This is a genomic window from Caulobacter sp. Root1455 (genome assembly GCF_001426905.1).
GTDB lineage: Bacteria > Pseudomonadota > Alphaproteobacteria > Caulobacterales > Caulobacteraceae > Caulobacter.
In genome coordinates, this window is sequence record NZ_LMFQ01000024.1 from 212245 (window position 1) to 237958 (window position 25714).

Annotated in this window: 29 protein-coding genes, 1 tRNA gene and 1 pseudogene; 9 read left to right on the forward strand and 22 right to left on the reverse strand. The window is 67.9% G+C overall.

The window, feature by feature from the left end:
• Positions 1-54 precede the first annotated feature (54 nt).
• A complete protein-coding gene (soxR, locus tag ASD21_RS18385) occupies positions 55-522 on the forward strand; it encodes a redox-sensitive transcriptional activator SoxR (RefSeq protein ID WP_056444695.1) in 468 nt (155 codons plus the stop codon).
• 87 nt (positions 523-609) lie between these two features.
• Positions 610-1239: a DUF1287 domain-containing protein gene (locus tag ASD21_RS18390; RefSeq protein ID WP_056444698.1), complete on the forward strand. Its 630-nt coding sequence runs from the start codon at positions 610-612 to the stop codon at positions 1237-1239.
• A 19-nt stretch (positions 1240-1258) separates the two neighbouring features.
• Here ASD21_RS18390 and argC read toward each other — a convergent pair whose 3' ends face one another.
• The 5 genes from argC to ASD21_RS18415 all read right to left on the reverse strand — a co-directional run bounded on the left by argC (position 1259) and on the right by ASD21_RS18415 (position 6104).
• Positions 1259-2206, reverse strand: coding sequence for an N-acetyl-gamma-glutamyl-phosphate reductase (argC, locus tag ASD21_RS18395; RefSeq protein WP_056444701.1), 948 nt, complete (start codon positions 2204-2206; stop codon positions 1259-1261).
• A gap of 109 nt (positions 2207-2315) precedes the next feature.
• Positions 2316-3176, reverse strand: coding sequence for a hypothetical protein (locus ASD21_RS18400; RefSeq protein WP_056444704.1), 861 nt, complete (start codon positions 3174-3176; stop codon positions 2316-2318).
• A 150-nt stretch (positions 3177-3326) separates the two neighbouring features.
• Complete coding sequence (rpsI, locus tag ASD21_RS18405) at positions 3327-3800, reverse strand: 30S ribosomal protein S9 (RefSeq protein WP_056444708.1); 474 nt, start codon at positions 3798-3800, stop codon at positions 3327-3329.
• A gap of 3 nt (positions 3801-3803) precedes the next feature.
• Positions 3804-4277 carry a 50S ribosomal protein L13 gene (gene rplM / locus ASD21_RS18410; protein ID WP_056444711.1) on the reverse strand — a complete coding sequence of 158 codons (474 nt, stop codon included), beginning with the start codon at positions 4275-4277 and terminating at the stop codon, positions 3804-3806.
• 321 nt (positions 4278-4598) lie between these two features.
• Positions 4599-6104: an alkaline phosphatase gene (locus ASD21_RS18415; protein WP_056444714.1), complete on the reverse strand. Its 1506-nt coding sequence runs from the start codon at positions 6102-6104 to the stop codon at positions 4599-4601.
• Positions 6105-6180: 76 nt separating this feature from the next.
• Here ASD21_RS18415 and ASD21_RS24115 point away from each other — a divergent pair.
• Positions 6181-6298, forward strand: a pseudogene (locus ASD21_RS24115) (hypothetical protein); the annotation flags it as partial.
• Here ASD21_RS24115 and ASD21_RS18420 read toward each other — a convergent pair.
• A complete protein-coding gene (locus ASD21_RS18420; protein ID WP_056446168.1) occupies positions 6295-7326 on the reverse strand; it encodes a COX15/CtaA family protein in 1032 nt (343 codons plus the stop codon). The pseudogene ASD21_RS24115 and the gene ASD21_RS18420 sit on opposite strands and share 4 nt — an antisense overlap.
• Positions 7327-7466: 140 nt before the next feature.
• Here ASD21_RS18420 and ASD21_RS18425 point away from each other — a divergent pair, with 140 nt between their 5' ends.
• Complete coding sequence (locus ASD21_RS18425) at positions 7467-7730, forward strand: GlsB/YeaQ/YmgE family stress response membrane protein (protein WP_056446169.1); 264 nt, start codon at positions 7467-7469, stop codon at positions 7728-7730.
• On the forward strand, positions 7727-7954 hold the full coding sequence (locus ASD21_RS18430; RefSeq protein WP_056444717.1) for a DUF2842 domain-containing protein: 228 nt from the start codon (positions 7727-7729) through the stop codon (positions 7952-7954). The genes ASD21_RS18425 and ASD21_RS18430 overlap by 4 nt, the downstream gene beginning before the upstream one ends.
• Before the next feature lie 218 nt (positions 7955-8172).
• Here ASD21_RS18430 and ASD21_RS18435 read toward each other — a convergent pair.
• The 7 genes from ASD21_RS18435 to ASD21_RS18465 all read right to left on the reverse strand — a co-directional run bounded on the left by ASD21_RS18435 (position 8173) and on the right by ASD21_RS18465 (position 12517).
• Positions 8173-8249 (reverse strand) — tRNA-Pro (locus tag ASD21_RS18435).
• Between the two features lie 85 nt (positions 8250-8334).
• Entirely contained in the window at positions 8335-8766 is a 432-nt protein-coding gene (locus ASD21_RS18440) for a MerR family transcriptional regulator (RefSeq protein ID WP_056444720.1), read from the reverse strand.
• A 14-nt stretch (positions 8767-8780) separates the two neighbouring features.
• Complete coding sequence (locus tag ASD21_RS18445; protein ID WP_029915189.1) at positions 8781-9083, reverse strand: integration host factor subunit alpha; 303 nt, start codon at positions 9081-9083, stop codon at positions 8781-8783.
• A 189-nt stretch (positions 9084-9272) separates the two neighbouring features.
• Positions 9273-10250: a beta-ketoacyl-ACP synthase III gene (locus ASD21_RS18450; RefSeq protein WP_056444723.1), complete on the reverse strand. Its 978-nt coding sequence runs from the start codon at positions 10248-10250 to the stop codon at positions 9273-9275.
• On the reverse strand, positions 10247-11302 hold the full coding sequence (gene plsX, locus ASD21_RS18455) for a phosphate acyltransferase PlsX (RefSeq protein ID WP_056444725.1): 1056 nt from the start codon (positions 11300-11302) through the stop codon (positions 10247-10249). The genes ASD21_RS18450 and plsX overlap by 4 nt, the downstream gene beginning before the upstream one ends.
• A 142-nt stretch (positions 11303-11444) precedes the next feature.
• Positions 11445-12002, reverse strand: coding sequence for a YceD family protein (locus ASD21_RS18460; RefSeq protein WP_056444728.1), 558 nt, complete (start codon positions 12000-12002; stop codon positions 11445-11447).
• Positions 11987-12517, reverse strand: coding sequence for a ubiquinol-cytochrome C chaperone family protein (locus tag ASD21_RS18465; protein WP_056444730.1), 531 nt, complete (start codon positions 12515-12517; stop codon positions 11987-11989). The genes ASD21_RS18460 and ASD21_RS18465 overlap by 16 nt, the downstream gene beginning before the upstream one ends.
• 120 nt (positions 12518-12637) lie before the next feature.
• On the opposite strand from ASD21_RS18465, the gene ASD21_RS18470 reads away from it, so the two are divergent.
• Together ASD21_RS18470 and ASD21_RS18475 are read left to right on the forward strand one after the other, a co-directional pair.
• Entirely contained in the window at positions 12638-13123 is a 486-nt protein-coding gene (locus ASD21_RS18470; RefSeq protein ID WP_056444733.1) for an outer membrane protein assembly factor BamE, read from the forward strand.
• Positions 13124-13296: 173 nt separating this feature from the next.
• Positions 13297-13869: a response regulator gene (locus ASD21_RS18475; RefSeq protein ID WP_082554845.1), complete on the forward strand. Its 573-nt coding sequence runs from the start codon at positions 13297-13299 to the stop codon at positions 13867-13869.
• Here the strand turns inward: ASD21_RS18475 and ASD21_RS18480 are convergent, their stop codons facing one another.
• On the reverse strand, positions 13870-15654 hold the full coding sequence (locus tag ASD21_RS18480; RefSeq protein WP_056444736.1) for an SLC13 family permease: 1785 nt from the start codon (positions 15652-15654) through the stop codon (positions 13870-13872).
• 209 nt (positions 15655-15863) lie between these two features.
• Between ASD21_RS18480 and ASD21_RS18485 the strand changes: the two genes are divergently transcribed.
• Complete coding sequence (locus ASD21_RS18485; RefSeq protein ID WP_056444739.1) at positions 15864-16229, forward strand: hypothetical protein; 366 nt, start codon at positions 15864-15866, stop codon at positions 16227-16229.
• 81 nt (positions 16230-16310) lie between these two features.
• Here ASD21_RS18485 and ASD21_RS18490 read toward each other — a convergent pair whose 3' ends face one another.
• The 7 genes from ASD21_RS18490 to glyA form a co-directional block, all read right to left on the reverse strand.
• Complete coding sequence (locus ASD21_RS18490) at positions 16311-18449, reverse strand: sodium-translocating pyrophosphatase (protein ID WP_056444742.1); 2139 nt, start codon at positions 18447-18449, stop codon at positions 16311-16313.
• Between the two features lie 252 nt (positions 18450-18701).
• Positions 18702-19232 (reverse strand): hypothetical protein, encoded by a 531-nt coding sequence (locus tag ASD21_RS18495; protein ID WP_056444745.1) that lies wholly within the window; start codon positions 19230-19232, stop codon positions 18702-18704.
• 568 nt (positions 19233-19800) lie between these two features.
• Complete coding sequence (gene thiL, locus ASD21_RS18500) at positions 19801-20949, reverse strand: thiamine-phosphate kinase (RefSeq protein WP_056444748.1); 1149 nt, start codon at positions 20947-20949, stop codon at positions 19801-19803.
• On the reverse strand, positions 20858-21319 hold the full coding sequence (gene nusB, locus ASD21_RS18505) for a transcription antitermination factor NusB (protein ID WP_056444751.1): 462 nt from the start codon (positions 21317-21319) through the stop codon (positions 20858-20860). Before nusB ends, thiL begins: the two co-directional genes overlap by 92 nt.
• The gene (locus ASD21_RS18510; protein WP_056444754.1) at positions 21316-21780 is read right to left on the reverse strand and encodes a 6,7-dimethyl-8-ribityllumazine synthase; all 465 of its coding nucleotides are present in this window, start codon (positions 21778-21780) and stop codon (positions 21316-21318) included. The genes nusB and ASD21_RS18510 overlap by 4 nt, the downstream gene beginning before the upstream one ends.
• Positions 21781-21928: 148 nt before the next feature.
• The gene (nrdR, locus tag ASD21_RS18515; RefSeq protein ID WP_056444757.1) at positions 21929-22402 is read right to left on the reverse strand and encodes a transcriptional regulator NrdR; all 474 of its coding nucleotides are present in this window, start codon (positions 22400-22402) and stop codon (positions 21929-21931) included.
• A gap of 32 nt (positions 22403-22434) precedes the next feature.
• Positions 22435-23739, reverse strand: coding sequence for a serine hydroxymethyltransferase (gene glyA / locus ASD21_RS18520; RefSeq protein WP_056444760.1), 1305 nt, complete (start codon positions 23737-23739; stop codon positions 22435-22437).
• Positions 23740-23954: 215 nt separating this feature from the next.
• On the opposite strand from glyA, the gene ASD21_RS18525 reads away from it, so the two are divergent.
• Positions 23955-24392, forward strand: a complete 438-nt coding sequence (locus ASD21_RS18525) for a MucR family transcriptional regulator (protein ID WP_056444763.1) — start codon at positions 23955-23957, stop codon at positions 24390-24392.
• A gap of 27 nt (positions 24393-24419) precedes the next feature.
• Here the strand turns inward: ASD21_RS18525 and hemA are convergent, their stop codons facing one another.
• Positions 24420-25646 carry a 5-aminolevulinate synthase gene (hemA, locus tag ASD21_RS18530; protein ID WP_056444765.1) on the reverse strand — a complete coding sequence of 409 codons (1227 nt, stop codon included), beginning with the start codon at positions 25644-25646 and terminating at the stop codon, positions 24420-24422.
• Between the last annotated feature and the right edge of the window lie 68 nt (positions 25647-25714).

A 25714-nucleotide genomic window follows, 5' to 3' on the forward strand; every position in this document is an offset into this window, starting at 1 on the left:
CCGTGGAAGGAGCTCTTCGTGTAAAACCTCAACCAAAGTTGAGGTCAAGTGCGAATGTCGAACCCGGATTTCGCCGTTCCCAGCGGCACGTTGAGCGTCGGCGAGGTGGCCAGGCGCAGCGGCGTGGCGGTCTCGACCCTGCACTTCTACGAGACCAAGGGCCTGATCCGCAGCCTGCGGACCGAGGGCAATCAGCGGCGCTATCCGCGCGGCGTGCTGCGGCGGGTGGCGGTGATCAAGGTCGCCCAGCGCACCGGCATCCCGCTGGCCTCGATTCAGGCGGCGTTGGCGGCCCTGCCCCAGGGGCGCGCGCCGACCGCCGAGGACTGGGCGGCGCTGTCGCGGGCCTGGCAAGCGGAACTCGACGAGCGCATCCGCCGCCTCAACCAGCTGCGCGACCAGCTGGACGACTGCATCGGCTGCGGCTGCCTGTCGCTGAAGACCTGCCCGCTCAGAAACCCGCGCGACGCCCTGGCCGCCCAGGGCGCGGGGCCGCGGCTTCTGGAGCCGGACGCCGACTAGACCCCTGCGCCAAATCCTTGAACCGGCTCCACGCGATCGACCCACGTTCGCCCAAAACTCGCCCGGATTCTGGTGGAGCTTTCCGGCATGGGCCTTCATCGCCGGACCGCGCTAGGGATGCTGGTCGCGACGCCGATCTTCGGCGCGGGCGAGGTCTTCGCGCGGCCGGTCCCCGCGCCGAGCGGCCAACGCCTGGCGGAAGCCGCGCGCAGCCAGGTCGGCGTCACCAAGAGCTATGATCCCAGCTATCGCGCGATCCCCTACCCCAACGGCGACGTCCTGCGCTCAACCGGCGTCTGCGCCGACGTGCTGATCCGCGCCGCCCGCGACGCCTGGCGCGCGGACTTGCAGCAGTTGATCCACGAGGACATGACCCGCGACTTCGACGCGTATCCCTCCAAGCGCGCCTGGGGCCTGAAGGGGCCGGACTCCAACATCGACCATCGCCGGGTGTTGAACGTGGAGACCTACCTGACCCGCCAGCGCGCCCAGTTGGCGGTCGCGCCGCCCAAGGCCGCCGGCGACCGCTTCGACGAACCGCGGCCCGGCGACATCCTCACCTGGCGGGTCTGGGGCGGCCGCCCCCACATCGGCGTGGTCAGCGAAGGTCCCGAAGGGGTGCGCGTGGTCCACAACATCGGCTGGGGCGCCAAGGAGGAGCCGTTGTGGATGTTCAAGCTCCACACGGCGGTCGGGCATTATCGCTGGCGGGCGTGAGGCGGCCGAGACGCGAAGCCTAGAGCCCCGCGCCTTCCTTCAGGCCCAGCATCAGGTTCAGGTTCTGGACGGCCGCGCCGGAGGCGCCCTTGCCCAGGTTGTCGAGCAGGGCCACCAGGCGGACCTGGCCGCTGGTTTCCGAGCCGAACACGAACAGCTTCAGGCGGTTGGTGCCGTTCAGGCCCTCGGGGTCGAGGGTGGTCAGGCTCTTGGCCTCGTGCAGCGACGCCACCTCGACGAAGGCCTCGCGGGCATAGTGCTCGGCCAGGGCCTCGTGGATCTCGCTCACCGAGACGCTGCCGTTCAGCATGCCCAGGTGCAGGGGCAGCTCGACCAGCATGCCCTGGGCGTAACGTCCGACGGCCGGGGTGAAGATCGGCCGGGTCAGCAGGCCGCCGTGCGACTGGATCTCGGGCAGGTGCTTGTGGTTCAGCCCGGTGGCGTAGATCCGGTACGGCACCGTGGTGTAGGTCGGCGAGGTCTCGTCCTCGAACTCGGCGATCATCGCCTTGCCGCCGCCGCTGTAGCCGGACACGGCGTTGAACGAGATCGGCAGGTCGGCGGCGATGATGTCGGCGCTGACCAGCGGGCGGACCAGGGCGATGGCGCCGGTCGCGTAGCAGCCGGGGTTCGACACCCGCGTCGACTTGGCGATCTTGCCCCGTTGTTCGCCGTCCAGCTCCGGGAAGCCGTAGGTCCAGCCGGGCGCGGTGCGGTGGGCGGTCGAGGCGTCGATCACCTTGACCTTCGGGTCCTCGATCAGCGCCACGGCCTCCTTGGCCGCGTCGTCGGGCAGGCACAGGATCACGGCGTCGGCGCTGTTCAGCATCGCCTTGCGGGCTTCCGGGTCCTTGCGCTTGTCCGGATCGATCGAGACCAGCTGCAGGTCCTTGCGGCCGACCAGGCGCTCGCGGATCTGCAGCCCGGTGGTGCCCGCTTCGCCGTCGATGAAGACCTTGGGGGCCATGCGCCCTCCCGTAACCCGAACCTTGAGGAGCGGACGATCTAGCCTACTCCGCTGGCGAGCGAAACGGGTCTTTGGGCCGCGCCCGGGCGGATTGTCGTGTCGCCGCGCGCTAGGCCGCGGCTTCGGAGCCCGCGACCATCGCGGCGATCGCCCGCGACAGCATCCGGGTTCCCTCGCCGCGGGCGTCCAGGTGGTCGCTGTCGACGAAGAACGAGTCCTCGTAGGCCTCGTCGTCATAGGCGTTCAACACCTTGATCGGGACGGTCCAGGGGAACAGGTCCACCACCTCGATCAGTTCGCGGAAGAGGACGCTGGACCGGGTGTTGAGGGCGTTTCGATAGGCCGAGCTCACCGGCGGGATGACGATGGTCACCGCGTGGCCCAGGCGATTGGCCAGGGCCAGGATCTTCAGCAGGTAGTAGTCCGCCCCGGACTCGTAGTTGTGCTTGATGTGCGACAGCAGACGGGTCTTGAACTCCGAGGCCGGGACCGCGCCCTTGTAGTTCGGCATGAAGCCGGCATGACCATCCAGCTTGGCGGCCTCTTCGATCAGGGTGGCGGCCATGCCCTCCTGCAGCTGCTGGGTCAGGGCCTGCGCCAGCTTGGTCAGGTGCTCGGACTGGTACTCGACCTCCAGGTCGAACAGGGCGCTGAACAACGGGCCGATCTCGCCCTCGTTGGGGCTCCGCTCCAGCATGCTGCCGGGCGAGAACACCGAGTAGAAGAGCACCAGGTTCTTCAGGTTCGGGCAGGCCGTGATCGTCCGCTGATACAGCGAATAGCAGTGCTTCAGGTCCAGCGACCGGTAGCAGAGATTGAACGAATTCGGGACGTAGGCCGGGTCGAAGGCGTAGTCGCCGTGCGAGGAGCCCAGGACGATGGTCTCCAGCGTCTCGCTGGCCTGCTCGAACATGACGCGTTTGGCGCCCAGCTGCAGGATCGACTCCTTGACGGCCTGACTGACTTCCATGACGCCCTCGACATCCGCTGCGAGATGGAAGCGCGTCAGCAAGCGTGACTGCGGCCATCGATAGGGGCGGCAAGGTACCGGCAGATTCGGGGTTTCAGGCAAAAAAAGAGGCCGCGGAAACCGCGGCCTCTTTCTTGAGTGCTGAAACGCTTAGCGCTTCGAGAACTGGAAGGAGCGGCGAGCCTTGGCCTTGCCGTACTTCTTACGCTCGACGACGCGGCTGTCGCGGGTCAGGAAGCCGTGCGGCTTCAGCGCGGCGCGCAGGCCGGGCTCGTAGTAGGTCAGGGCCTTGGACAGGCCGTGACGCACGGCGCCGGCTTGGCCCGACAGGCCCGAGCCTTCCACGGTGACGACGACGTCGAACTGGCCCAGGCGGTCGGTGACCTCCAGGGGCTGGGCGATCATCATGCGCAGCACGGGGCGGGCGAAATAGACCTCTTGGTCACGACCGTTGATCGTGATCGAGCCCTTGCCCGGCTTGATCCAGACGCGAGCGATCGCGTTCTTGCGCTTGCCGGTCGCGTAGGCGCGGCCTTGGGCGTCAATCTTCTGGACGGCCGGAGCGGCCGTTTCGGGGTTGCTGGACAGGCTGGCCAGCGCGTCAAAGCCTTGAGCTTCGGACATGACTTAGGCGCTCCGGGTGTTCTTGGCGTTGCGCGAAGCGAAGTCGATCGCTTCCGGGCTCTGCGCTTGGTGCGGGTGCTCACCGTTGTTGTAGATGAGCAGGTGGGTCAGTTGCTTGCGCGCCAGGGGGCTTTCCTTGGGCAGCATGCGCTCGACGGCCTTTTCGAGGACGCGTTCCGGGAAGCGGCCTTCCAGCAGCTTGCGCGGGGTGGTCGACTTGACGCCGCCCGGGTGACCGGTGTGGCGGTAGTAAACCTTGTCGTCCATCTTCTTGCCGGTGAACTTCACCTTGTCGGCGTTGATCACGACGACGAAGTCGCCGCAATCGACGTTCGGGGTGTAGTCGGGACGATGCTTGCCGCGAAGACGCATGGCGATGAACGTCGCCAGACGACCGACAACGGCGTCCTGGGCGTCGACCACGATCCACTTCTTCTCGACCTCGGCGGGCTTCAGGGAAGCCGTGGTCTTTTGCATGGGATTGATCCGTATTCCTTGTGCGTCGGGGGCCAAGGAAAGCGGCTCCGTCTGCGTGAGGGGCGGCAGGTACAGGAGCGTTCGCGGCCTGTCAACAATGCGCGCGCAAGAAACTCCGCAAACCCTTACAGGACAAGGGTTTTCGTGGTCGGGTATTATGATACCGCATCACATGCCTCAGCCGTCTCTTTTAGGCTGTCATCCCGGGCGTAGCGCAGCGAAGACCCGGGACCGACGCCTGAGCTCAGCGCTCCAGGTCGGTCCCGGATCTTCGCGCTACGCGCTCGTCCGGATGACAATTCTTGGGAAGCTTCGTCCGCCCTACTTCGCCGCTTCGTCGAACCCGTAGGCGTGGCGCATGACCTGGTAGAGGAAGCTCTCCTCCACCACCCCATGCACCAGATAGGCGCCCGGACCGTCGGCGAACACGCCCACGTCCTCGCCCGAGTGGGCCGAGCTGCCCAGGAAGGCCGTGGCGTTCTGGTGGTAGTCGATGTCGTCGGTGTCTTCCTTGGCCGGATCGCCGCGCAGGCTGGAGCCTTCCGGGCCGCCGGGGCCGGTGGCGAAGCTCAGCACCGTGTAGGGCTTGCCGTCGCCGGCCAGGACCGGCTCGCCCTCGTTGCCCGCCAGGCCCAGGATCGGGGCGTTGCGGTTGGCGTAGCCCGAGATCACCAGGCCGTGGCTGTGGTCGGCGGTGACGATCACCAGGGTGTCGTCCAGGTTCACCTTGTCCAGCACGGCCTGGACCGCCTTGGCGAACTCGACCGTCTCGCTCAGGGTCCGCCTGGCGTTGTTCAGGTGGCTGCCCATGTCGATCTTGCCGCCCTCGACCAGCAGGAAATAGCCCTTGGGGTTCTTCGACAGCAGGTCGACGGCCTTGGTCGCCATGGCCGCCAGGGTCGGCACGCCCTGCCCCAGCATCGGCCGCTCGACCTCGTAGGGCAGGTGCTCGTTGGCGAACAGGCCCAGCACCGGGCCGGTCCTGGCCGGATCCAGCGCCGCCAGTTCGGCGTCGGTGGTCACATAGGCCGCCCCCGGGGCCTTCAGCCACTCGGCGGTCAGGTCGCGGCCGTCGGCGCGCTTGCCGTCCTTGACCACGGGCAGGAAGCGCGAGCGCCCTCCCCCCAGGGCCACGTCCAGGCGAAGGCCCGCCGGGGCCTCGACCAGCTGGCGGGCGATGTCCTTGCAGCCGGCGGCCAGGGCCTCGGTCGGCATGTCGCCGTCGCCTTCCCAGTCGCGATAGGCGGTGTGGGCGTAGGTCCCGGCCGGGGTGGCGTGGGTGATGCGGGTGGTGGTCACCGCGCCCGCCGACAGGCCATGGGCCTTGGCCAGCTCGGCGATGGTCTCGACCCGCTGGCCGGCCTCGGTCGCGCACTTCTCGGGAAGCGCGGCGCCGGTCAGGCCGATGATCTTGTTGCGGGTCTTCACGCCGGTGGTGATGGCGGTGATGCCCGCGGCGCTGTCGGTCACCTGGGTGTCGTGGCTGTAGGTCTTGGACAGCGCCGTCCAGGGCAGCTTCTCGAACGACAGCGCATTGCTCTCGCCGTCGACGCCGCGCTGCTGGCCTTCGTAGATGCGGCTGGCGACCACGGTCGAGATGCCCATGCCGTCGCCGAGGAACAGGATGACGTTCTTGGCCTTGCCGGTCCGGGGACTGACCGCCAGGGCCTTGGCCAGGGCCGCCTGGCCGGCCTGGTAGTAGGCGTCGCCGGGCGCGGCGTTGGTCACCGGGGCGACCGGTTTGAGGGCGGGCTTCGGCGCGGCCAGGGCCGAGGCGGCGGACAGGGCGACGAGGGCGGCGGCGAGGAACACGGGGGCGCGGGTCACGGGTAGGCTCCAGCAAGGACGTCGAACGTCCTGTGCTGGCGTTTCGTGACAGTTCTTAGAGCGTCGCCGCGAAAGCCCCGCGTCCTTCGAGGCTCGGCTTCGCCTCGCACCTCAGGATGAGGACCGTGAGTCGCCTCTGAATTCCTCATCCCGAGGCGCCCGCGAAGCGGGCCTCGAAGGACGCGGGGCCTTAAGGCCGCCGCACCCGCCAGGCGAAGCCGGTGGCGGTGGCCAGCAGGATCGCCGCTCCGGCCTGGTGCAGCACGCCCAGGGCCAGGGGCACGGCGGTCATCAAGGTCCAGATCCCCAGGCCGGCCTGCAGGCAGACCACCCCGACCAGCACGAAGGCGGTCAGCTTGGCCTCGTCCGGCAGGCGGCGCGAACGGGTCGCGGCCACGCCGACGATGAGGGCGGCGACGAACAGGGCGTAGGCCATCAGCCGGTGATGCAGTTGCACCGCGCCCTGGCTGTGGGCGATCGTGCCCCAGAAACCGTGGCCGGCGTATTCGGCCGGGATCAGGGCGCCGTTCATCAGCGGCCAGTCGTTATAGACCAGACCCGCGTCGTTGCCGGCCACCAGGGCGCCCAGCAGACTCTGGAAGAACACCGCGCCCAGGAAGGCCAGGGCCCAGCCGCGCCAGTCGGTGCGCTCCTCGACGCGCGGCGAGCCGGACCAGGCGTCCAGGGCCGTCCAGATCAGAAAGACGAACAGGATCAGGGCCAGGCCCAGGTGGATCATCAGCCGCTCGGGGGCCACCGAGACCCGCTCGGACAGGCCGCTGGACACCATCCACCAGCCGACCAGCCCCTGCAGGCCGCCCAGGCCCAGCAGCACCGCGCAGCGCCAGATCAGGCGGCGCGGGATCATCCGGCGGACCAGGAAGAACACGAACGGGATGGCGAACGCCGCCCCGACCAGTCGGCCCAGCAGCCGGTGCGCCCACTCCCACCAGAAGATGCCCTTATAGGCCTCCAGCGTCATGCCGGCGTTGATCAGCCGGTACTGCGGGATCTTCTTGTAGAGCTCGAAATTGGCCCGCCAGGCCTCGTCCGACATCGGCGGCAGCGCGCCCATGATCGGCTTCCACTGGGTGATCGACAGCCCCGAGTCGGTCAGGCGCGTCGCGCCCCCGACCACCACCATGGCGAACACCAGGACGGCCACGACGAACAGCCAGATGGCCACGGGCCTTGAACGATCGGAACGTAAGAAGGACGTCATGACAGCCGGAAAGAACGTCAGTTGAGGGCCGAAATACGGCGAAGCCCTGCCGTACCCCTGACGCGCGCCGTCGTCCATGGCCTCATGACGCTTAAGGCGCGGCGTGCGATGATGCGCGGCGTTTGGGGGCGGAGACCATCATGAGCGGGGTTGGCGTGTTCGTGGCCGTGGTGATCGGCATCCTGGCCGGCTGGGTGGCCGACCTGGTGCTGGCCCGCCGGCATGCGCTGTTCACCAAGCTCTTGATCGGCGTCGTCGGTTCGTTCATCGGAACCTTCATCGCCCAACGGCTGGACTTCCAGTTCGACGGCTTCCTCGGCAGCCTGCTGGTCTCCAGCGTGGGCGCGATCTTCTTCCTGGCCGTTCTCGGCATTGTTTCGAGTGTCTTCCGGAGACCCGCTTGAGCGCTCCTCTCATCCCCGCCCGCCTGCGCAAGTTCATCGGCGGGATCGGCATACTGGTGTACCTGGCCGCCTGGATCTGGGCCTTCACCAGCCTCTACGACTACCTGCCCAGCAATCGCGCGGTGCACCTGATCTATTTCGTGGTCGCCGGCATGGGCTGGGGCCTGCCGCTGATGCCGCTGATGTCGTGGATGGGCAAGGCGGACAAGAAGATCGGGCAGTAGCTCACCGACTTGCCCCCACCTGGCGGCTTCGCCGCCTGTCCGGCCCGTAGGGGGCGGAGGACGCCCCGCAACGCCCCTCTTCCCCCTGTGGGGGAAGACGATCGCGAAGCGATCCGTAGGGGGCAGGTGTTCGCCGCACCGCAAATGTCCAAAACGAAAAAGGCCGCCCCGGAGGGCGGCCTTTCCATTCTTCCGGTCTCATTCCCCACGGGGAGGAATGGTCGGAGCGACAGGATTCGAACCTGCGACCCCTTGACCCCCAGTCAAGTGCGCTACCAGGCTGCGCCACGCTCCGATCCGGAAGGAGCGCCCTTATAGGTGCGAGCCTTGCCGGGAGCAATGGGATTTCTCGGTCAATTCCCAGGGATTTGAAGCGGGCTTCAGAGGCCCCGCAAAAGCCCGTCCAGGCGGGCTTTGACGGCCTGCAGGTCGTCCAGCGCCAGGACCAGCCGGCCCCGCGCCTCCTCGGCCAGCTCGCCGCGCGGAGACGAATCGATCGGCCCGGCGGCGGTCAGGCCGTCCAGCGAGGCCGAGCCGTTGTCGCCCAGCCCCGCGGCGATCACATGGGTCAGGCCCTGCTCGCGGTGCAGCTTCTGCACGCCCTTGATCGTGTAGCCCTCGGCGTGCAGCAGGGCGCGCACGCCGCTCAGCACGGCGATGTCCTGCGGACGGTAGAACCGCCGGCCGCCGGCCCGTTTCATCGGGCGAATGAACGAGAACTTGGTTTCCCAGAAGCGCAGGACGTGCTGCGGCACGCCCAACTCTTCGGCGGCTTCGGAAATCGTGCGGAAGGCGTTGGGCCCCTTCGCCACCGCGTGATTTCCCCTTAGCCGCCCAAGGCGCGGTCGATTCGCGCCTTCATGACTTGCGAGGCCCGGAAACCGATCACCCGGCGGGGCTCGATCTCGGCGGGCTCTCCTGTCTTGGGATTGCGCCCCATGCGGGCCCGCTTGTCACGCACCTGGAAGACGCCGAAGCCGGAAAGCTTGACCGTTTCGCCCTGCTCCAGCGCCTCGGCGACCAGATCCAGGGTGCGTTCGACCAGACCCGCGCAATCCTGGCGAGTTAGACCGACTTCCTCATGGACCGCCTCGCAGAGATCGGCCCGGGTCAATGTCGCGCCTTTCATGACGCCCCCTTACGCTTGATCGACAAACCCCAGAGCGCCCGCGTTCGCCAGGGCGGAGCCCCACGTTTCCGCTACGCGCTCACATCAACTCAAGCCTGCATGCCGCGATTATCGCATGGAGTCAAAGGCTGAGCGCCAAGACTTGAGACGATAGCGCAAGCTGACGGCCGAAAATGGGCAAGCTTGGCCTTAAAGTCGCAGAACGCAGGCGCCCCAGGTCAGTCCGCCGCCCATCGCCTCGAGCAGCAGCAGCTGGCCCGGCTTGATGCGGCCGTCGGCGATTCCCTGGGCGAAGGCCAGGGGGATCGAGGCGGCCGAGGTGTTGGCGTGCAGGGCGACGGTCGAGATCACCTTGTCCTCGTCGATGCCCACCCGATGAGCGACGCCGGCCAGGATCCGCTGGTTGGCCTGGTGCGGGATGAACCAGTCGACCTCGGGAATCGTCACGTGCGCGGCCTCGGCCGCGGCGTGTATCGCCTCGGAGATGTTGATCACCGCGTGCTTGAACACCTGGTTGCCCAGCATGCGCAGCTTGCCCACCGTGCCCGTGGTCGACGGACCGCCGTCGACATAGAGCAACTCCTGCTTGGTCCCGTCGGCGCGCAGGGCGAAGCCCAGCAAGCCCTGGTCGGCCGTGGTCCCCTGCCCTTCGCGGGGCTCCAGCACCACCGCCCCGGCCCCGTCTCCGAACAGCACGCAGGTGCCGCGGTCGGTCCAGTCCATCAGCCGGGTCATGGCCTCGGCCCCGATCACCACGGCGCACTTGGCGTGGCCGCGCGCCACGAAGCCGTCGGCGACGCTGAGCGCGTAGACGAAGCCCGAGCAGACGGCCTGGACGTCGAAGGCGATGCCGACCGGCGCGCCCAGCTTGCGCTGGACGATGGTGGCGGTGGCCGGGAAGGTCATGTCCGGGGTGGTGGTGGCGACGATGATCAGGTCGACGTCGGCCGCGGTCTTGCCGGCCCGCTCCAGCGCCTGCTGGGCGGCGCGGAAGGCCAGGTCCGAGACCGGCTGGTCGTCGGCCACCATGTGGCGCTGGCGGATGCCCGTCCGCTCGACGATCCAGGCGTCGCTGGTGTCGACGGTCTCGGCCAACTGATCGTTGGTGACGATGTTGTCCGGCAGATAGGCTCCGACGCCGGTGACGGCGCTACGAATTACGCTCACTCGGAAGCTCCCTGGCCCTCGGCGCCCGACACGCCTCCGGCCGTTTCTTCTACACCGGACCTAAGGCCGGTTTCCGTCAGGCGTTTCAAGTTGCGGTCGATCTCGGCCGAGAAGTCGCTGCGGACCAGGTCCACCGCCACGCGGATGGCCGAGGCGTAGCCGATGGCGTCCGCCCCGCCGTGGCTCTTGACCACGATGCCGTTGAGGCCCAGCAGCGGGCCGCCGTTGACCCGGCCGGGATCCAGGCGCCGGCGCATCTTCTTCAGCGCGCCCGAGGCGATCACCGCCCCCATCATGGCCAGCGGGCCGGAGGTCAGGGTGGTCTTGATCTCGGCGGCGAAGAACCGGGCCAGGCCCTCGGCGGTCTTCAGGGCCACGTTGCCGGTGAAGCCGTCGGTGACGACCACGTCGACCGTGCCCTTGGCGATGTCCGTGCCCTCGACGAAGCCGCGATAGTCGAAGTCCAGCTTGGTCTCCTTGAGGATGGCGTGCGCCTCGCGCACGTCCTCATGGCCCTTCTGGTCCTCGGACCCGACATTGAGCAGGCCCACGGTCGGGCGCACCGAGCCGTGCACCGCGTGGTGGAAGGCCGCGCCCATGATCGCGAACTCGATCAGCTGCTTGGCGTCGCTCTCGATGTTGGCGCCGACGTCGAGCACGGCCGAGACGCCCTGCATCGTCGGCCAGCTGGCCACGATCGCCGGCCGCTCAAGATTGGCGCCCATGCGCAGGATCAGCTTGGAGATCGCCATCAGGGCGCCGGTGTTGCCGGCCGAAACGCAGGCGGCGGCCTCGCCGGCCCGGATCGCCTCGACCGCGTTCCAGAGGCTGGTGCCCTTGCCCCGGCGCATGGCCTGGGCGGGCTTTTCCTCCATCGAGATGGCCTTGTCGGTGTGGCGCACCTCGCTGACCGCCCGGGCGTCCGGGAACTTGGCCAGTTGGGCGTTCAGCTGGGCTTCGTCGCCATGCAGCAGGAAGCGGACGTCGGGAAGGCTCTTGGCGGCGAGCGCCACGGCCGGAACGATCACGGACGGGCCGTGATCCCCGCCCATGGCGTCGATCGAAATGACTACGGGGTGAGGCACGAGGCGCTATCGGCTCCTGAAGCGGCGCACCGCCCCTTCAAAGGTCAGGGCAAGGCGGCGGGACGATACAGCCGCGGGAATATCACGCAAGCGGAAGGAATCGGCCATTTCAGGCCCCCTCGCCCCCGGTGTCGGGGTCTCCCTTCAGCTTTTTCAGGGCCGCGAAGGGCGAAAGGTCCACCGGCTCGGCCGGCGGCTGGAACACCGCGCCCGGCTTGCGGGGAAACGGATCCAGCTCCAGGGCCAGGTGCTCGATCACATAGGCCGAGACATCGATGGTCTCGCCTTCGAGCACGTCGGGGGGATCGTCGCCCTCCGGATCCAGGCCCAGTTCGCCGCCGGCGTCCTCGTCCGGGGGGGCGTATTCGCTGTCGGCCGGCAGGACGTGGACGCTGAACCGCGATTCGACCGGCTCCTCGAACTCGTCGGCCGAGACGCTGCACACCCGGGTCACCCGGGCGCGGATCAGGCCCGAGACCTCGGCGCCGTCCATCCAGGGCCGCAGGAAGACCTCGGCGGTCAGCGATTCCAGCGAAACCAGGCCCAGGGTCTTGGCGATCTCGCGGCGCGCGGCTTCGTCCGGCTCGAATCGCAGATCCACGCCGCCGCGGCTCACCCGGCCCAGGGAGACCGCGCTGGGCCAGGGATCGATCACGCCTTCGGCCATTGGGCCTCTCCTTGCAGCAAGGTCTCGAGCGGCTGGGCCGCCAATCGGTCGCGCGCGGCGACCACATAGTCGGTCAGGCCCGCCACGTCGCCCTCGCCGCGCTCCTCGAAGGCGGTGCGGGCCAGGGCGGCGCTCAGCACCGATCGGTCGGGCAAGGCGGTCGCCGCCTCGTCGAACGCCTTGAGGCGGCCATAGGCGGCCCCGACCAGCTTCTTCATCTTCTTGCCGACGGCGGTGTCGGACACGCCGATCTCGCGGAAGGCGTCGTCCAGGCCGCGCGTATAGGCGTTGAAGGTCTCCTGCGAAACCTCGGCCGCCGAGTCGCCCTGGCCCTTCAACCGCTCCAGCAGCAGCGCCACGTGCAGGGTGAACAGCTCGAACCGGCCCTCCATCGAATCGTGCACGCCCATCTGGGCGTAAAACGCCGGAGAACGGGCCTGAGCCACCGCCGACGCATAGAGTTTGCCCCCCGCCGCCTTGGCGGGCCTGGGTTTGAGCAGCCGGTCCAGAAACATCACTTCGCCTCGATTTCGCCGCGACACGGAACTAGTTAGCCGTTCAATCCACGCGGACCATTGAACTAAGCCCGCGCGGGCGATAGGTCAAAGTCAGCCTGCCTAGGTTCCGGAGCCTCAATGTTTCGTCCTGCCGTTCTCGCCGCCGCCGTCATCGGCCTCGCCGTCGTCGCCGGGGGCTGCACGCCGCTGACGAGCTATTCGGGCTTCCAGGCCATCGAGGCCAAGCCTGTCGACATGAAGGTCGGCGAGGACACCAAGTCGACGGTGACGGAAAAGCTGGGCTCGCCCTCGGCCACGTCCACCTTCGACCAGAACGCCTGGTACTACATCTCGCAGACCACCGACCGCGTGGCCTTCTACAGGCCGCGGGTAATCAAGCGCGACGTGGTGGCGATCAAGTTCAATCCGACCGACGAAAAGGTCGCCTCGGTCGACACCTACACGCTGAAGGACGGCAAGGTCATCGCCTACAACGGCCATGAGACCCCGACCCGCGGCCGCGAGATGACGATCCTCGAACAGCTGCTGGGCAATGTCGGCCGCGGCGGCATGCTGCCGCAAGACGACGAGTCCCCCGGCAACCGCCCGCAGGACCGTCGCTAGACGCCTTCTCCGAGGGAAGGTTTCGCCGCACAACTCGTTAAGCATAAGCGGCTGAAATTCCGCGACAATTTGCCGTCGCGTCAACGGTTTCTAAACGACGAGCTCGATACAATCCCAGGAAGCAAGGCTGCGGCGACGTACCGTGACGCCGCGACTTTCCGGGAGGATGACCCTTGAGCGCGCCCGATCTGCGTCCGTTGACGGTGCTCATCATCGATGACAACGCGCCGATGCGCGAGATCATCGGCGCGGTCCTGAAATCGCTGGGCATCCGCAAGATTCTCGAGGCCAACGACGGCGTCGAAGCGCTGAAGATCGTCACCGAGCGCGAAATCGACATCATCTTCACCGACCTGAAGATGCAGCCGGTCGACGGCCTGGCCTTCGTCCGCTGGGTGCGCACCTCGCCGGCCAGCAACAATCCCTATGTCCCCATCATCATGGTCACCGGCCACGCCACCCGCGCCAGCCTCGACGAGGCCGTCCAGGCCGGGGTCACCGAATTCCTGGCCAAGCCCCTCACCGCGCGGGGCGTGCTGCATCGGGTCAACGAGGTGATCAACAACCCGCGTGAATTCGTCCGGGTCGGGGCCTATTTCGGCCCCTGCCGCCGCCGCAAGATCGACCATGACTACCTGGGCGATGAACGGCGCGGCGTCGCCGAGACGGCCGCCCCCCAGGTCTTCACCGACGCCAGCGGCCACGCCGCCCCCGAGCCGATCCTCAATCCCGAAGACATCTACTGATCATCGGCCGGTGAGCGGCCAGACCAGCGCGATCAGGCTGGGGGCCACGACCAGGATCAGCACCGTGAGCGGCGCCCCCAGCCTGGCGTAATCGCCGAACCGATACCCTCCCGGTCCCAGCACCAGCGTGTTGCACTGGTGGCCGACCGGCGTGAGGAAGTCGCAGCCCGCCCCGACCGCCACCGCCATCAGGAACGGGTCCGGACTGAGACCCAGATGCTTGGCCAGGCCCAGGCCGATCGGGGCGACGATCAGCACCGTGGCGGCGTTGTTCAGGAACGGCGTGGCCGCCATGGCCACGGCCATCATCGCCGTCAGGGTCAGCAGCGGCGGCAGGCCGTGGAACGCGCCCGACAGCCAGCCGGCGATCAGGTCGGTGCCGCCGCTGGCCTGGACCGTGTCGCTGACCGGGATCAGGGCCGCCACCAGCACCAGCACGGGGGCGTCCAGCGCCGCATAGGCCTCGCGCATCCGCAGGGCGCCGGTGGCCACCACAAGGACAGCGGCCGCGAAGAAGCCCCCGGCCACCGGCAGCACGCCGAAGGCGACCAGCAGCATGGCCACGGCCAGGATCGCGGTCGGCAGCAGGGCGTGACGCATGCCGCCCAGCCGCACCTCGCGCTCGGCCAACGGCAGGCAGCCCAAGGCCTGCAAAGCCGTCGGGAGCTTCTGTTCGGCGCCTTGCAGCACAAGGACGTCGCCAGCTTTCATCCGCACCGTGGCCAGCCGTCCGGCCATCCGGTAGCCGGCGCGACTGACGCCCAGCAGATTGACGCCATAGGTGTGATTCAGCGCCAGGCTCTTGGCCGTCTGGCCGATCAGGTCGGACTCCGCGCCGATCACCGCCTCGACCACCCGCACCTCGTCGGTCGGCTCCTCCATCACGACGGGGCGGTCGGCGTCGCTCAGCTTCAGCCTGGCCTTGACGATCAGTTCGTTCAGTTCTTGCTGCTGTCCTTCGAGCAGCAGCACATCGCCCGGCAACAGCTTGCGGTTGGGATGCGGCGAGGCGATCTGCCGGCGGTCGCGCAGCAGGGCCACGACGGCCACCGCCTCCCCCGCCGCCTTCCGCAGATCGGCGATCCGCGACTGCTCGAAGGTCCAGCCGTCGGGGATCTCCACCTCGGTGACATAGGCGTTGGCGGCCAGGGCCGCGTCGATGTCGATGGCCGCGGTGCGGCCTTTGGGCAGCAGGCGGTAGGCGAAGGCCAGGTACAGGATCGCCAGCACCGCCAGGGTCCCGCCCACGGGCATGAAGTCGAACATGGCGAAGGGCTCGCCCAGGGCCTCGTGCCGTACTTCCGAAACGATGATGTTGGGCGAGGTGCCGACCAGCACGGCCAGGCCGCCGACCAGGGAGCCGAACGACATTGGCATCAGCAGCCGCCCGGGCGACACGCCGGTGTTGCGGGCGATGCGCAGGGCCGAAGGCATCATCAGCGCAAGGGCCCCGACGTTCTTGGTGGCCATCGACAGCAGGGTCGTGACCGTGGACAGCACGGGCACTTGGGTGCGCTCGTCCTTCAGGTGCGGCAGCAGCGGCGCCATCAGGGTGTCGACCAGGCCCGACCGCGATATCGCGGCGCTCAGCACCAGGGCGCTTGCGATGATCACCACGATGTCGTTGGAAAAGCCGTCGAAGGCCGACTTGATCGGGATGAGCCCGAACAACAGCCCGACGGCCAGGGCGCCCAGGGCGACCAAGTCGTAGCGCCATCGCCCCCAGATGAAGCAAAGCACCGTCGCGCCGATCAGGCCGAAGGACAGTCCCTGCTGCAACGTCATGCTTTATCACCCCGCCGGCCACAAGCTTGGCCCGGGGGGAGAACGGCGGCGGCGACGTTCCGTTCACCGCCCTGCCCCACCACAGCGACAACCCGCCGCATGAACGCAGCACAACGCCCGACACCGGGAACGTTCAGGTGGCCAAGCGCCTTATGGCCTCCATCGGACGCGTCGGGCGCCCGACAGGACATCGTCGGAGACTAAACACCATGAAGCGCACTCTTTTCGCCCTGGCCGCCCTAGCCACCGTCGCGGCCGCTCCCCTGGCCGCCCAGGCCGCCCCGTGGCAGCCGATCAACCAGCGTCAGGCCAATCTGGAGCACCGCATCGACGTGGGCGTCCGCAACGGCTCCCTGACCCGCTCCGAAGCCCAGCGCCTGCGCGGCGAGTTCCGCGCGATCAGTCGCCTGGAGGTCAGCTATCGCCGGTCGCACGGCCTGTCGATGCGCGAGCGCGCCGACCTGGACGCCCGCTTCGACCGCCTGAGCCGCCAGATCCAGATGGAACGTCGCGACCGCGATGATCGCCACGACCGTTACGACCACAACGATCGTCACGACGGTCGCCGCAGCTAAGCCGCTCGATCCGAGCGCCCAAATGAAAACGCCCCGGAGGGAGACCTCCGGGGCGTCGTCATGTCAGGTCTTCGGTGTCGATCAGACGCCGTGGGCCAGGACCGCCAGCAGCAGCAGGGCCACGATGTTGGTGATCTTGATCATCGGGTTCACGGCGGGACCCGAGGTGTCCTTGTAGGGGTCGCCGACGGTGTCGCCGGTGACGGCGGCCTTGTGGGTGTCGCCGCCCTTCTTGTGCAGGACGCCGTCCTTGTCGGTGAAGCCTTCCTCGATCACCTTCTTGGCGTTGTCCCAGGCCCCGCCGCCGCTGGTCATCGAGATAGCGACGAACAGGCCGGTGACGATCACGCCCATCAGCATGGCGCCCAGCGACGCGAAGGCGTCGACCTTGCCGGCGATGGCCTTGATCACGAAGAACAGCACCACCGGCGAAACCACCGGCAGCAGGCTGGGCACGATCATCTCGCGGATCGCGGCCTTGGTCAGGATGTCCACGGCCTTGCCGTATTCCGGCTTGGTCTCGTAGGTCATGATGCCCGGGTTCTCGCGGAACTGACGGCGCACCTCGGCCACGACCGACTCGGCCGCCCGGCCCACGGCCGTCATCGACATGCCGCCGAACAGGAAGGGCAGCAGCCCCCCGAACAGCAGGCCGACCACGACATAGGGGTTGGACAGATCGAAGGTCACCGGACCCATGCCGTCGAAGAAGCTGCCCGCCTCGGCGTGCGCCGAGAAGAACTTCAGGTCCTCGGTGTAGGCGGCGAACAGCACCAGGGCGCCCAGGCCGGCCGAACCGATGGCGTAGCCCTTGGTCACGGCCTTGGTGGTGTTGCCCACGGCGTCCAGGGCGTCGGTGGTGACGCGGACTTCCGGCGGCAGGCCGGCCATTTCCGCGATGCCGCCGGCGTTGTCGGTGACCGGGCCGAAGGCGTCCAGGGCGACGATGAAGCCGGCCAGGGACAGCATGGTGGTGGTGGCGATGGCGATGCCGAACAGGCCCGCCAGGTTATAGGTCACCAGGATGCCGACGATGATGGTCAGGGCCGGCAGGGCCGTGGATTCCAGCGACATGGCCAGGCCCTGGATCACGTTGGTGCCGTGACCGGAGACCGAGGCCTGGGCCACCGACTTCACCGGACGGAAGTTGGTGCCGGTGTAGTATTCGGTGATCACCACGATGGCGGCGGTGACCGCCAGGCCGACCAGGCCGCAGTGGAACAGGTCGGCCGCGCCGAAGGTCTTGGCGCCGACCGTGACGGCCTCGGGCACCAGTTGGAAGATCACCCAGCCCACCGCCGGAATGGACAGCGCGCCGGTGACGATCAGGCCCTGGTAGAGGGCGCCCATGATGTTCTGCTTCTTGCCCAGGCGCACGGCGAACGAGCCGATGATCGAGGTCACGATGCAGACGGCGCAGATGGCCAGCGGCAGCAGCATCATCGACGACACCGCTTCGGTGCCGCGGAAGAAGATCGCCGCCAGCACCATGGTGGCGACCGTGGTCACCGCATAGGTCTCGAACAGGTCGGCGGCCATGCCGGCGCAGTCGCCGACGTTGTCGCCGACGTTGTCGGCGATGGTCGCGGCGTTGCGCGGGTCATCTTCCGGAATGCCGGCCTCGACCTTGCCCACCAGATCGCCGCCCACGTCGGCGCCCTTGGTGAAGATACCGCCGCCCAGACGGGCGAAGATCGAGATCAGGCTGGCGCCGAAGCCCAGCGAGACCAGCGAATCGACCACCACGCGGTCGGTGCCCGCATGGCCCGTCTTCAGCAGCACGGCGAAGTAACCGGCCACGCCGATCAGGGCGAAGCCCGCCACCAGCATGCCGGTGACGGCGCCTGAGGTGAAGGCCATCGACAGGCCCTTGGCCAGGCTCTCGGACGAGGCCTGGGCAGTGCGGACGTTGGCGCGCACCGAGATCAACATGCCCGCGAAGCCGGCCGCGCCCGACAGGATCGCGCCCAGGGCGAAGCCGACCGGCTGTTCCCACGACTTGAAGAAGAAGCTCAGCAAGGCGATGACCACCACGCCGACGATGGCGATCGTCGTGTACTGGCGGTTCAGATAGGCCTGGGCCCCTTCCTGGATCGCCGCGGCGATCTCCTGCATCTTCGCATTGCCGGGCGAAGCCCGCATCAGAGACGCCGTCTGCACGGCGCCGTACAGCACCGCCAGCAGTCCGGCCCCTATGGCCACGTAAAGCCAAGAACTCATCGGTAAGTCGCCCTCATTCGCGTTTCAATCACGAGAGGGTCGCCGCTTCGACAGGACTACGATCGAACAGACCGCCCCCGGCCGCACGACGGGCGGGCCTATGGCCTCATGCCCCCTCGATGCTCCCTGATGGCGTCGTTAAGACGCCAAGGGCGTGACAGTGCCAAATGACCGGCGAGTGTCAACCGATTGCGGGAACGGCGTTCAGTTAGGTCCGCGGGCTCGCGGGGCCCGCCAGGCGTCCCGCGAGCGCTAAGGGACGATATTGGTGTCGCCGGCCGGCGCGGCGCTGGGCGCGGCCCGGGCTTGCGCGACGGGCTTGGCCGGCGGCGGAACGAAGTTGCGCGGCGTCTGCTTGACGACCGTGATCAGCGCCACCTTGCCCGGTCCGATCAGGCCGTTGGTCTGGCGCAGGACCGAGGCCTTCAGCCGGGCCTCGTCGAGGGCGACATAGCTGTCGGGGCGCATGAACGGCTTGGCGTGGGCCTCGCGGACGATGGCGTCGCGCAGCATCGGCTCCTTGCCCTCGAAGACCGCGGTCGGCAGGCCGGGCTTCAGGGTGATGGCCATCTGCACGAAGACGTAGTTGATCAGCCTGCCGCCGGCGATGATCGGCAGGGCCATCGGCTGCAGCTTGATCACCGGATCGGCCGCCTCCTCGTCCTCGCCCTCCTTGCCGCCCTTCTTCTCCTTTTTAGCCGACCGCGCGAAGGCCGGCGTCGCCAGCAGGGCCAGCGAGACGGTCAGGAAGGCGCGACGGGCGATGGGCGAAGGACGGGTCATGCCTGTTGGCTTAACCGGGAAGGCTTGAGGTTTCGCTACCGACGTGGCGCGGAGCGCCATGCCCTCGCCTTCAAGGCCGCGAACGTCGATAGGCGTCCACCTCGGCCTTTGAGATGTCTGACGGGTAGCACATCGGCGCATAGCCACCGCCTCGGCTCCAGGCGCTGCGTCCACCACAGGAACTGCCATTGCGCGCCGAATTATACGGACAAGGGCAATTTCCAGGATAGTTCGCGATCGATTGCTGAATTATCGCTTGGCGGATTTGAGCGTCTGTCTGAGACGCCGCGCCAGCTCCCGTCGCGATTATCGACGCGAGAGCCATCACTCCAAGAAAATTCCTAAACATCGCAACCTCCCCCAAGGAAAGGTCACGCTTTCACCGAATTCTCGCGCCCACTAATTGCAATGCTGAAATGAGGGACATCTGAGATTCTCTAACAAATATTTGGAACGCCGGCCCAAGTTCGCGCAACTTTACATCGCATCTAAACAATCAGTGATTGTTGCGAAGTGAAGCTATGCCCTCAGCAAGCTCGAGAATTCGCGCAGCCTTGAGCGCAATGCACTACCCGTGCAGCCAGCCCAGCCGCTCGGGCGTGATGTCCTTGCCCTTGAACAGGGCGCAGATCCCCTCGCCTTCCACGAACTCGCCGATGTCGCGCACGGGGACGCCGGCGGCCATGGCGGCGGCCTGGAAGGCGGCCACGTCGGTGGGGTCGACGGCGCAGACGATCTCGTAGTCGTCGCCGCCCGAGGCCAGCGACATCCGCGCCTCGCCGGCTTCGGGCTGGGCGCCCAGCCAATGGCGGGCGCCGGGCGACAGCGGCAGGCGGTCCAGGTCGACCTTGACCCGCAGGCCGCTGGCCTTGGCCACGTGGGCCGCGTCGGCCAGCAGGCCGTCGGAGACGTCGGCGGCGGCGCGGGCGTAGGCGCGCAGGGCGTCGCGGATGGCCAGGCGCGGCGGCGGCAGGCGGTAGCGGCGCACCAGGCCGCCGTCGGGATCCTCGACCTCGCCCCAGTGGGCCAGCAGGCCCAGCCAGCCGTCGCCGATCGTGCCGCTGACCATCAGGCGGTCGCCGATGCGGGCGCCCTTGCGCAGCACCGCGTCGCCGCTGGGCACCCAGCCCAGGAAGGTGGCCGAGACCACCATCGGGCCCGAGGTGGCGACCGTGTCGCCGCCCAGCAGGCTGACGTCATACAACTCGCCGTCCTCGGCCAGGCCGCGCGCGAAGATCTCGCGGTCGGTCAGGGTGGTGCCCGAGGGCCAGCCCACCGCCAGGAAATAGCCGTAAGGAACCGCGCCCTTGGCCGCCAGGTCCGACAGGTTGGTGCGCAGCAGCCGCTTGGCCACCACGTCCAGGTCCTCGCCGGCCAGGAAGTGCACGCCGGCCACCATGGCGTCCTTGGTGATCACCAGGTCATAGCCGGGGCGCGAGGGCAGCACGGCCGCGTCGTCCAACAGGCTGAGCGCGGCGGCGTCGCCGCGGGTCAGCGGCCGCAGCAGCCGCTCGATCAGGCCGAACTCGTCGACGGGCGGCGCGGCGGCGGGCGTCGCGGCCTCGTCGAACCACGCTTCGTCGACCGCCGGCGCTTGCGCCGTCGGTTCGTCGAACCAATCGTCGTCAGCTTCTGGCGTCACGCGCGATGGCGTCCAGGGCGCCGTTGATGAAACCGGATTCCGGTCCCTCGAAGAAAGACTTGGCGATCTCGACATACTCGTCGATCACGACCTCCTTGGGCACGTCGGGCCGGTGCATCAGCTCATAGGCTCCCGAGCGCAGCACCGCGCGGGCCGTGGCGTCCAGACGCTCCAGCTTCCAGCCCGAGGCCAGACGCCGGACGATGGCCTGGTCGATGCCGGCCTGATGGGCGACGACGCCCTTGGCCAGGTCGGCGAAGAAGATCTCGTCGGCCTGGGCCAGGCGGTCGCCGTCAGGGCCGTCGACGTCACGGTCGAAGCGGTGCTCGGAGAACTCGCGGACCACCGCGTCGACGCCGACGCCGGAGACTTCCATCTGATACAGGGCCTGGACGGCGGCCAGGCGGGCCACCGAGCGCGGCTGGATGCGATCGCCCCGGCTCATCGCGCTTGTCCCAGCAATTGACGCTTCAAGGCCACGATCTCCAGACACTCCCGCGCGGCCTTGCCGCCCCGGTCGCCCTCGGACGCCCGAGCCCGGCTCCAGGCCTGGTCCTCGTCCTCGACGGTCAGCACGCCGTAGCCGATGGCCAGGCGCTTGCCGAACGACAGGTCGTTGAGCCCGCGCGCGGTCTCGTTGGCCATGATCTCGGAATGATAGGTCTCGCCGCGGATGATGACGCCCAGCGCCACGAACCCGTCATAGCGCACGCCGACGGGCCGGTGACCGGCCTCCTCGGCCAGGGCGACGGCGGTCGGGATCTGCATCGACTCGGACACGGTGATCACGTCGTACTCGGCGCCCAGGGCGTCGATCGCCTGCGCCGCGCCTTGCAGCAAAGCGTCGGAAAGCCCCGAATAGCGCCGGGCTTCCACGATCAGCAGGCGAATCTTGTCTTCCACCATAGTCCTTTGAATTCTCCTCGACGGGACCGGTCACTTCGCACCAAACGGCGCCGTCGCCAAATCGAATCGTCGTCCTGGCGGCGTCGCCGCCGAAACCAAATCGTAGAATGGCGGCGTCGCCGCCGCCCAATCGAATCGTAGAATGCGCCTATAGCTCGTCTTCGGCGACGTCGCTCAGACCTTCCTGCCCCAGAAACTTTGCGAAATCGCTAGTTTCCCGGAAATCGCGATAGACCGAGGCGTAGCGGACATAGGCGACGTCATCGAGCGACTTCAGCGCCTTCATCACCATCTCGCCCACCGCCGAGGACGGCAGCTCGGTCTCGCCCTGGCTTTCCAGCTGGCGGACGATGCCGTTGACCATCCGCTCGACCCGCTCGGGATCGACCGGGCGCTTGCGCGTGGCGATCGAGATCGAGCGCACCAGCTTCTCGCGGTCGAACGGCGAACGCCGCCCCGAACGCTTGAGGATGGTCAGCTCGCGCAGCTGGACCCGCTCGAAGGTGGTGAAGCGGCCGCCGCACTCCGGACAGAGCCGACGCCGACGGATGGCCGCGCCGTCTTCCGACGGGCGGCTGTCCTTAACCTGACTTTCCATGTGGCCGCAGAACGGGCAGCGCATGATCTAGGCCCTCCCGACCACGATAGGATCTATTAGTTGTAGATCGGGAACCGAGCCGTCAAGGCCAGGACTTCCTCGCGCACCTTGGCCTCGACCGCGGCGTTGCCGTCAGGACCGTTGGCCGCGAGACCGTTGACCACTTCGCCGATCAGCTGGCCGACGCGCGTGAACTCGGCCGTGCCGAAGCCGCGGGTGGTGCCGGCCGGGGTGCCCAGGCGGATGCCCGAGGTGACGGTGAAAGGCGCGGTGTCGAACGGCACGCCGTTCTTGTTGCAGGTCATGTGGGCGCGCTCGAGGCTATGCTCGGCGTCGCGGCCGGTCACGCCCTTGGGCCGCAGGTCGACCAGCATCAGGTGGCTGTCGGTGCCGCCCGAGACGATGTTGACGCCTTGGGTCTGCAGCGCTTCGGACAGGGCCTTGGCGTTGTCGATGACCTGTTGGGCATAGGCCTTGAAGGCCGGCTGCAGCGCCTCGCCGAAGGCCACGGCCTTGGCGGCGATCACGTGCTCCAGCGGACCGCCCTGCAGGCCGGGGAACACCGCCGAATTGACCTTCTTGATGATCGCCTCGTCATTGGTCAGCACCATGCCGCCGCGCGGGCCGCGCAGGGTCTTGTGGGTGGTGGTGGTGACCACGTGGGCGTGCGGGATGGGGCTGGGGAACACGCCGCCGGCCACCAGGCCCGCGAAGTGGGCCATGTCGACCATCAGATAGGCGCCGACCGCGTCGGCGATCTGGCGGAAGCGGGCGAAGTCGATCTGGCGGCTGTAGGCGCTGCCCCCGGCGATGATCAGCTTGGGCTTGTTGGCCTTGGCGACCTCTTCGACGGCGTCGTAGTCGATCAGCTGGTCCTGCTGGCGCACGGTGTAGGACACCGGCTTGAACCACTTGCCCGACTGGTTGGCGGGCGAGCCGTGGGTCAGGTGGCCGCCGGCCGCCAGGTCCATGCCCAGGAAGGTGTCGCCCGGCTGCAGCAGCGCCATGAACACCGACTGGTTGGCCTGCGAGCCCGAGTGCGGCTGGACGTTGGCGAAGCCGGCGCCGAACAGGGCCTTGGCCCGTTCGATGGCGATCGTCTCGATCTCGTCCACATATTCGCAGCCGCCGTAGTAGCGCTTGCCCGGATAGCCCTCGGCGTACTTGTTGGTCAGGATCGAGCCCTGGGCCTCAAGCACCGCGCGCGAGACGATGTTCTCCGACGCGATCAGCTCGATCTGGTTCTGCTGACGGTTCAGCTCCAGCCCGATGCGATCGAAGATGTCACGGTCGGCCGCGGCCAGATCGGCCCCGAAGAACGCGCTCTTGTCGGCGGTGATGTTGGTGGCCGGTGCGGTCATGGACGCTCTCCTGGGGCTGGGAGACTGGAAGGATGTCGTTTCGGTCGGACTCGGGCGGAGTTCGGTCGCGCTCTCTTTACCCCCCTTCGCGCCGCGATCAATCCGGGAACCTCGTCCCAAGCCGAAGCGTTGCGAGAGGGACCGGCGCCAGTACGGCTGGCGCACCGGGTGTTTTGGCGACTTCCAAGCAGTTCGAAAGACAGGGCGGGACGAGTATGGCGACGGCGTACGGCGAGGCGGAGACCAACGACGACGACATCGATATCCTGGGCCTCAGCGCTGGAATCGTCGCGGCCTACGTCGCCCAGAACACGGTGGCGCGCACGGCGATCCCCGAGCTCATCCGGTCGGTCCACGGCGCGCTCTCGGCCCTGGGAACCTCGCAGGCCGAACAGCCCGTCGAACGCGGCAAGCCGGCCGTGCCGGTCTCGCGCTCGGTGCAGCGCGACTACATCGTCTGCCTGGAAGACGGCAAGAAACTGAAGATGCTCAAGCGCTACCTGCGCACCCACTACGACATGAGTCCCGAGGAATACCGTCGCAAGTGGTCCCTGCCCGGCGACTACCCGATGGTGGCCCCCGCCTATGCCGAGCGCCGCTCCGACTTCGCCAAGTCGATCGGTCTGGGCAAGGGCAGGATGCGGGGGCGGTAAGGCGTTTTCGAAGAAGCGGACGTCCTCTTACGCGGCGTGGCCGCCCATGCGGGCCACGTTGCAGTGCGCCCACAGGGTTTCCATCGCCCCGACCAGCTTGCGCATCATGTCGTCGGTGTGGAACGGCGTGGGCGTGAAGCGCAGGCGCTCGGTGCCGCGCGGCACGGTCGGATAGTTGATCGGCTGAACATAGACGCCGTGGTCGGCCAGCAGCATGTCGCTGATCAGCTTGCAGTGGACGGGATCGCCGACCAGCACCGGCACGATGTGGCTGTCGTTCTCCATCACCGGCAGGCCGGCGGCCTTGAACATCGCCTTCAGGGTCTTGGCGCGCTCCTGGTGGATCTCGCGAACCTCCGGGTGCTGCTTGAGATATTTCACGCTGGCCAGCGCCCCGGCGGTCAGGGCCGGCGGCAGCGAGGTGGTGAAGATGAAGCCCGAGGCGACCAGGCGGATGGCGTCCACCACCACGGTGTCGCCGGTGATGTAGCCGCCCATCACCCCGAACGCCTTGCCCAGGGTGCCCTCGATGATGTCGATCTGGTCCATCAGGCCGTCGCGCTCGGCGACGCCGCCGCCGCGCGGACCGTACATGCCCACGGCATGGACCTCGTCCAGATAGGTCATCGCGCCGTACTTCTTGGCCAGGGCCACCGTTCCGGCCATGTCGGCGATGTCGCCGTCCATCGAATAGACGCTCTCGAAGGCGATCAGCTTGGGCGCGTCGGCCGGCGCGGCGATCAGCAGTTCCTCAAGGTGCGCCAGGTCGTTGTGGCGGAAGATGTGACGCTCGCAGCCGCCGTTGCGGATGCCGGCGATCATCGAGGCGTGGTTCTGGGCGTCGGAGAAGATGATCAGGCCCGGGAGGATCTTCTGCAGCGCCGAAAGGCTGGCCTCGTTGGAGACGTAGCCCGAGGTGAACAGCAGGGCCGCTTCCTTGCCGTGCAGGTCGGCCAGTTCGGCCTCCAGCTCGACATGGTGGTGGTTGGTGCCCGAGATGTTGCGCGTGCCGCCCGAGCCCGAGCCGTGGTTGTCGATCGCCGCGTGCATGGCGTCCAGCACCACGGGATTCTGGCCCTGGCCGAGATAGTCGTTCGAGCACCAGACCACGATCTCGCTCTCGCCGCCGTCCGGACGGGTCCAGGTGGCGCGCGGGAAGGCGCCGCGATGGCGCTTCACATCGGCGAACACCCGATAGCGGCCTTCGTCGCGGATCTGATCGACGGCGCTGCGGAACGCGGCTTTGTAATCCATGGTGTCTTCACTCGACGAACCCTGACGAGTCCGATCGGTCCCTTCTCAAGGCTTGGCTTTTCGCACCA

Bases quoted from the DNA above. Each gene is read 5' to 3' on its own strand.
- soxR (WP_056444695.1), top strand. From the start codon at position 55: ATGTCGAACCCGGATTTCGCCGTTCCCAGCGGCACGTTGAGCGTCGGC.
- ASD21_RS18390 (WP_056444698.1), top strand. From the start codon at position 610: ATGGGCCTTCATCGCCGGACCGCGCTAGGGATGCTGGTCGCGACGCCG.
- argC (WP_056444701.1), bottom strand. From the start codon at position 2,206: ATGGCCCCCAAGGTCTTCATCGACGGCGAAGCGGGCACCACCGGGCTG.
- ASD21_RS18400 (WP_056444704.1), bottom strand. From the start codon at position 3,176: ATGGAAGTCAGTCAGGCCGTCAAGGAGTCGATCCTGCAGCTGGGCGCC.
- rpsI (WP_056444708.1), bottom strand. From the start codon at position 3,800: ATGTCCGAAGCTCAAGGCTTTGACGCGCTGGCCAGCCTGTCCAGCAAC.
- rplM (WP_056444711.1), bottom strand. From the start codon at position 4,277: ATGCAAAAGACCACGGCTTCCCTGAAGCCCGCCGAGGTCGAGAAGAAG.
- ASD21_RS18420 (WP_056446168.1), bottom strand. From the start codon at position 7,326: ATGACGTCCTTCTTACGTTCCGATCGTTCAAGGCCCGTGGCCATCTGG.
- ASD21_RS18425 (WP_056446169.1), top strand. From the start codon at position 7,467: ATGAGCGGGGTTGGCGTGTTCGTGGCCGTGGTGATCGGCATCCTGGCC.
- ASD21_RS18445 (WP_029915189.1), bottom strand. From the start codon at position 9,083: ATGAAAGGCGCGACATTGACCCGGGCCGATCTCTGCGAGGCGGTCCAT.
- plsX (WP_056444725.1), bottom strand. From the start codon at position 11,302: ATGGGCGGGGATCACGGCCCGTCCGTGATCGTTCCGGCCGTGGCGCTC.
- ASD21_RS18460 (WP_056444728.1), bottom strand. From the start codon at position 12,002: ATGGCCGAAGGCGTGATCGATCCCTGGCCCAGCGCGGTCTCCCTGGGC.
- ASD21_RS18465 (WP_056444730.1), bottom strand. From the start codon at position 12,517: ATGTTTCTGGACCGGCTGCTCAAACCCAGGCCCGCCAAGGCGGCGGGG.
- ASD21_RS18470 (WP_056444733.1), top strand. From the start codon at position 12,638: ATGTTTCGTCCTGCCGTTCTCGCCGCCGCCGTCATCGGCCTCGCCGTC.
- ASD21_RS18480 (WP_056444736.1), bottom strand. From the start codon at position 15,654: ATGACGTTGCAGCAGGGACTGTCCTTCGGCCTGATCGGCGCGACGGTG.
- ASD21_RS18485 (WP_056444739.1), top strand. From the start codon at position 15,864: ATGAAGCGCACTCTTTTCGCCCTGGCCGCCCTAGCCACCGTCGCGGCC.
- ASD21_RS18490 (WP_056444742.1), bottom strand. From the start codon at position 18,449: ATGAGTTCTTGGCTTTACGTGGCCATAGGGGCCGGACTGCTGGCGGTG.
- ASD21_RS18495 (WP_056444745.1), bottom strand. From the start codon at position 19,232: ATGACCCGTCCTTCGCCCATCGCCCGTCGCGCCTTCCTGACCGTCTCG.
- thiL (WP_056444748.1), bottom strand. From the start codon at position 20,949: ATGTCGAGATCGCCAAGTCTTTCTTCGAGGGACCGGAATCCGGTTTCA.
- nusB (WP_056444751.1), bottom strand. From the start codon at position 21,319: ATGAGCCGGGGCGATCGCATCCAGCCGCGCTCGGTGGCCCGCCTGGCC.
- ASD21_RS18510 (WP_056444754.1), bottom strand. From the start codon at position 21,780: ATGGTGGAAGACAAGATTCGCCTGCTGATCGTGGAAGCCCGGCGCTAT.
- nrdR (WP_056444757.1), bottom strand. From the start codon at position 22,402: ATGCGCTGCCCGTTCTGCGGCCACATGGAAAGTCAGGTTAAGGACAGC.
- glyA (WP_056444760.1), bottom strand. From the start codon at position 23,739: ATGACCGCACCGGCCACCAACATCACCGCCGACAAGAGCGCGTTCTTC.
- ASD21_RS18525 (WP_056444763.1), top strand. From the start codon at position 23,955: ATGGCGACGGCGTACGGCGAGGCGGAGACCAACGACGACGACATCGAT.
- hemA (WP_056444765.1), bottom strand. From the start codon at position 25,646: ATGGATTACAAAGCCGCGTTCCGCAGCGCCGTCGATCAGATCCGCGAC.